Raw genomic sequence first — 4,674 nt, 5'->3', positions numbered from 1 at the left:
GCGACGCCAAGTCATGAGCTCGCGGGCGCGCCGGTCATGGACCAGGCGATGAAGCCGAAATACCCGGTCCGCTGATGCGCTGCGGCGGCGGATCGGGACGCAGCTCGCGCTGATAGAAGCCTTCCCGCTTCATCCAGTCAGCGGGCGCCACGATCAGCTTGATATCGCTGTAGACGATGGGCTGCATCTGCGGATAGCGAAGTCCGTTCCGAAAATCGGCGATAAACCGCAGGTTGGCATCAGCCGTGCGCACCGCATAGGCGGCCATCACCGCCTGGTGGGCCAGCAGGACCACTGAGACGGCTACCACCGCCGCTTCGAAGGCTTGCGGCCGTCGCGCCGAGGCGCTGCGCACATAGGGCAGCGCCAGGAGCCACAGGCCGACGTGCAGCGGCTCCAGAAACACCGAATAGCGCATCGGCACCAGGCTGGGGGCGATGACCCCGGTGCGCGCCGCCCCCGCCATCAATGCGGTCGTCAGGGAGAAGACGATAAGGCCCACCGCCGCACGCTCGCTCCAATCCGCGCCGCGGCGGCCCTTGAAACCCAGCGCCGCCAGCGAGATCGCCAGTATCACCAGGCCGAAGAGCCAGCCCAGCGCGGGCAAGGCGCGCCCCCACGGCAGGCCGAGGTAGTTCAGCACCAGCGCCCCAGCCTCCGAGAGATGGCCGGCCAATCCTGTCCCGACCGAGGCCGCCGCCCCGGCCCCTGGCGCCTGTCCGACGAGGTAGAGCAGGCTGAACCCGCCGCCCGCGACAACCACGGCGAGGCTAGCGCCCCGGTCGCCGCGCCGCCACGCAGAGAACAGCAGGGCGGGCCAGACCGCCAGGCCCGCCGCACTGCCGAGCCCCGCCGCGGCTGCGCAGGCCAGAGCGGCAGCTCGGCGAAGGCGGGAACGTTCGCCCGGCGCCTCGGCCAGCAGGATCGCCGCTACGGCGAAGACCAGGGCGTGGACATAGGTGGTGTTGATGTCGGCGGTGGCGTCGAGGACGTTGCAGCCCATCAGGCAGAGCGCCGCGGCGACCCCGCCGCCCACCAGTCTCAAGCCGCGCCCGGCGGCCGCCGCACCCGCCCAGGCCAGCATCGCTGCGACCAACGCCAGGCAGGCGACGCCTACGGCCAGGAACAGATAGCTCTTCGCGCCGAAGGCGCGGATGTCCAGATCGAGGACGGCGAAGGTCCAGACCAGGTGATGGAAGTTGTGCGGCGACCATAGATATCTGCCGATGTCGCCGTCCGCCTGCAGCTGACGCCAGCGAGCCACCCAGTCGTACATGTCCGAATAGGCTTCGAGGATCGACGTTCGCCAGACGAGCCAGCCCGCAGCCCCCACATAGATCGTCAGCGCCGCGCCGAGCGTCAGTCGCGCCGGCCCGCGCAGGCGCAAAGCCGGCTCGGCCATCAGCGCACAGCCTGACGTTCGAGGAACGCGCGACGGAAAGCTTCCATGCGCCCTTCCGCGATGGCGGCCCGCAAGGCGGCCATCAGGGTCTGGAAGAAGGCCAGGTTGTGCCATGAGAGAAGCACCTGGCCGAGGATCTCCTCGGACTTCACCAGGTGATGCAGATAGGCCTTGGAATAGTCCCTGCTGGCCGGACAGTCGCTGTCCGGGTCGAGCGGCGTCTCGTCGTCGGTGAAGCGGGCGTTCTTCAGGTTGATCGAGCCTTCCCAGGTCCAGGCCTGGCCGTGGCGTCCGGATCGGGTCGGCAGCACACAGTCGAACATGTCGACGCCCCGGGCCACGGCCTCGACGATATCGATCGGCTTGCCGACCCCCATGAGATAGCGCGGCCGCTCAGGCGGCAGCATGTCCGGCGCATAGTCGAGCACCTCGACCATGCCGGCGTGACCTTCGCCGACCGCCAGGCCGCCAATGGCGTAGCCGTCGAAGCCGGTCTCGGTCAGCCGCTCGGCGGATTCGCGGCGCAGGGCCGGCGACATGCCACCCTGCTGGATGCCGAACAGAGCTTGCGTCTCGCGCGCGCCGAACGCCGCCTTCGACCGTGCGCCCCACCGCGCCGAGCGCCGCATGGCCTCGGCGGCGCGGTCGTCGGTCGCCGGCAAGGCGACCAGCTCGTCGAGCTGCATGACGATGTCGGAGCCCAGCAGATCGGCCTGGATCTCGATCGACCGCTCCGGCGTCAGGACGTGCTTCGAGCCGTCAATGTGGCTCTGGAAGGTGACAGCCTCCTCGGTGACCTTGGAGATCTTCGACAGCGACATGACCTGGAAGCCGCCCGAGTCGGTGAGGATCGGTTTCTCCCAGCGCATGAACCGGTGCAGACCGCCCAGCCGCGCCACGCGCTCGGCGGTTGGGCGCAGCATCAGGTGATAGGTGTTGCCCAGGAGGACGTCGGCGCCGGTCTGGGCGACCTGCTCGACGGTCAACGCCTTGACCGTTCCAGCGGTCCCGACCGGCATGAATGCCGGCGTGCGGATCTCGCCTCGCGGCGTTGAGAACACGCCGGTCCGCGCCTTGCCGTCGGCCGCTGAGATCGTGAACGGAAAGGCCGCCATCAAGCCTGCTTCCAAAGCAGACTCGCGTCGCCATAGGAATAGAAACGATAGCGCTCGGCGATGGCGTGGTCGTAGGCCGCGCGCATGGTCTCAAGTCCCGCGAACGCGCTGACCAGCATGAACAGCGTCGATTTCGGCAGATGGAAATTGGTCATCAGCCCGTCGGCGGCCCGAAAGCGGTAGCCGGGGGTGATGAAGATCGCCGTTTCGTCCATGAACGGCGCGATCACGCCGTCCTCCCCAGTCGCCGATTCCAGCAAGCGCAATGAGGTCGTGCCGACGCAGATGATGCGCCCGCCCGCGCGGCGGATCGCGTTGAGGCGTTCGGCGGTTGCGGCATCCACCTCGCCCCATTCCGGGTGCATCCTATGTTCGGCCACCACCTCGGTCTTCACCGGCAGGAAGGTGCCGGCGCCCACGTGCAGGGTGACGAAGGCCGTCTCGACGCCAGCCTTGCCCAGGCGCGCGAACAGCTCCGGGGTGAAGTGCAGACCCGCTGTCGGCGCGGCGACCGATCCGTCCTCCTGGGCATAGACCGTCTGATAGTCGCGGCGGTCCTGCTCATCCTGCGCGCGCTTGGCGGCGATATAGGGCGGCAGCGGCATCGACCCGCGCTCGGCGATGGCGGCGTCCAGGGCCGACCCGGACAGGTCGAAGCTCAGCGTCACCTCGCCGCCGTCGCCCTTGCCGGTGATCGTCGCGTCGAGCGCGGCCAGCAGGCAGGCGCGGTCCGAACTCTCGCCGAACACCACGCGATCGCCCCCCGCCAGTCGCTTGCCGGGACGCATGAACGCGGTCCACTGGCACGGCGACAGCCGACGATGCAAAGTCGCCTCGACGGCGACACGGCTCTCGCCGCGATGGCGTACGCCCTTCAGTCGAGCCGGGATCACCTTCGTGTCGTTGAGCACCAGGACATCACCGGCGCGCAATTCGCCGGGCAAGTCGCGCACGGCCAGATCCCGCAGCGTCGCCCCGGGCTGGACGATCAGCAGGCGCGCCGCGTCCCGCGGACTCATCGGCCGCAGGGCCACTCGGTCGTCGGGCAGGTCGAAATCGAAGTCGGCGAGTTGCATGGACGGCGCGTGAAGGGCACGCGTTCGGCTCGCGGTCAAGCTTGACCGATGCTAGGAGCGCGTATGCGCTACGTCTGGCTGACCTTCCGCCTGGGCCTCGAGGCCATCGCCGCCGTGCTCGCCGCTATCGCCGCGGCGGCGGCCATAGGCGCTGAGGGCGGGGCTTGGAACGACAAGCTCGACCTCCTGGCGCACTTCGCCCTCATCTGGCTCGCCGCAGGCGCTCTGGCCTTTGTCCTCTCATGGGCGTCGCCCAGCGTGATGCGCGGCACGCTGATCCGCCTTGCCGCCGTCGCCGCGGTTATCGCAGCCGGCGGCCTGATCCTGTCCGACTTCACCCGGCAACGGTCGCCCCCGGCCGAAGCCTCGGCGCCGCATCAGGTGAAGCTGGTGGAGTTCAACGCCTGGAATTCGCACTCTGACCCGGACCGGGTCGCCGCCTGGATCGCAGCGCAGCACCCCGACCTCGTGGTGATCGTCGAGCCTGACGCGGCGCTGCAGCCCAAGCTTCGCGAGGCTGCCGGGCTGCAGACCTATATGGCCGACGGAATCATCGTCGCGGCTCGCCACCCTTTCTTGCGCACGCGGGTGAACTGGGATGTCCATGAACTCCCCGGCCAGGGCTTTTCCCTGAACTGGCCGCAGGTCTACGGGTTCGACGGCAAGCCGTTCTCCTTCATGGGCGCCCATCTCACCTGGCCCATCCCGGCGCGCCGTGCGCGGGCCGAGACCCTGCACCTGACGCTCACCCTCGACGGGATCGATCGGCCCAGCACGATCCTGGCCGGCGACTTCAACTCCTCGCAGTTTTCGCACCTTCGACGTCAGGCCGACGAGGCCATCGGCCTCGAACGGCGCGATCGCGCCCTGCCGAGCTGGCCGGCGCGGCTGCCGATGCTGAACGGGCGCGATTTCCCGGTCCCCTTCCTGCCGATCGACCACATCTATGCGGGCGGCGAATGGCGCACGGTCAAGGTCGAGCGCGGGCCGAAGCTGGGCTCCGACCACTATCCGCTGATCGCCACCCTGGCCTGGGACGGACCCGTAGGCGGTGATCCGAGCCGCTGGCCTGCCCCCTAGG

The 4,674-nt window shown here is 69.0% G+C and carries 4 protein-coding genes; 1 reads left to right on the top strand and 3 read right to left on the bottom strand.

Annotated elements, in window-relative coordinates; genetic code table 11:
• Window positions 1-34 precede the first annotated feature (34 nt).
• From E8A12_RS06895 to queA, 3 genes are read right to left on the bottom strand one after another with little or no spacing between them, the layout of a single operon-like run.
• Window positions 35-1,402, bottom strand: coding sequence for a hypothetical protein (locus tag E8A12_RS06895; protein WP_293367181.1), 1,368 nt, complete (start codon window positions 1,400-1,402; stop codon window positions 35-37).
• Window positions 1,402-2,517 carry a tRNA guanosine(34) transglycosylase Tgt gene (gene tgt, locus E8A12_RS06890; RefSeq protein WP_293367180.1) on the bottom strand — a complete coding sequence of 372 codons (1,116 nt, stop codon included), beginning with the start codon at window positions 2,515-2,517 and terminating at the stop codon, window positions 1,402-1,404. The genes E8A12_RS06895 and tgt overlap by 1 nt, the downstream gene beginning before the upstream one ends.
• On the bottom strand, window positions 2,517-3,593 hold the full coding sequence (gene queA / locus E8A12_RS06885) for a tRNA preQ1(34) S-adenosylmethionine ribosyltransferase-isomerase QueA (RefSeq protein ID WP_293367179.1): 1,077 nt from the start codon (window positions 3,591-3,593) through the stop codon (window positions 2,517-2,519). Before queA ends, tgt begins: the two co-directional genes overlap by 1 nt.
• 63 nt (window positions 3,594-3,656) lie before the next feature.
• Between queA and E8A12_RS06880 the strand changes: the two genes are divergently transcribed.
• Window positions 3,657-4,673 carry an endonuclease/exonuclease/phosphatase family protein gene (locus E8A12_RS06880; RefSeq protein ID WP_293367178.1) on the top strand — a complete coding sequence of 339 codons (1,017 nt, stop codon included), beginning with the start codon at window positions 3,657-3,659 and terminating at the stop codon, window positions 4,671-4,673.
• Window position 4,674: the final 1 nt, after the last annotated feature.

The sequence above is a fragment of the Phenylobacterium sp. genome, from assembly GCF_004799395.1.
Classification (GTDB): Bacteria; Pseudomonadota; Alphaproteobacteria; order Caulobacterales; family Caulobacteraceae; genus Phenylobacterium.
This window is presented reverse-complemented; position numbering and strand designations above follow the sequence as displayed.

What these genes read in the sequence shown, in the direction of transcription:
- E8A12_RS06895 (WP_293367181.1), bottom strand. Translation starts at nt 1,402, where the DNA reads ATGGCCGAGCCGGCTTTGCGCCTGCGCGGGCCGGCGCGACTGACGCTC.
- tgt (WP_293367180.1), bottom strand. Translation starts at nt 2,517, where the DNA reads ATGGCGGCCTTTCCGTTCACGATCTCAGCGGCCGACGGCAAGGCGCGG.
- queA (WP_293367179.1), bottom strand. Translation starts at nt 3,593, where the DNA reads ATGCAACTCGCCGACTTCGATTTCGACCTGCCCGACGACCGAGTGGCC.
- E8A12_RS06880 (WP_293367178.1), top strand. Translation starts at nt 3,657, where the DNA reads ATGCGCTACGTCTGGCTGACCTTCCGCCTGGGCCTCGAGGCCATCGCC.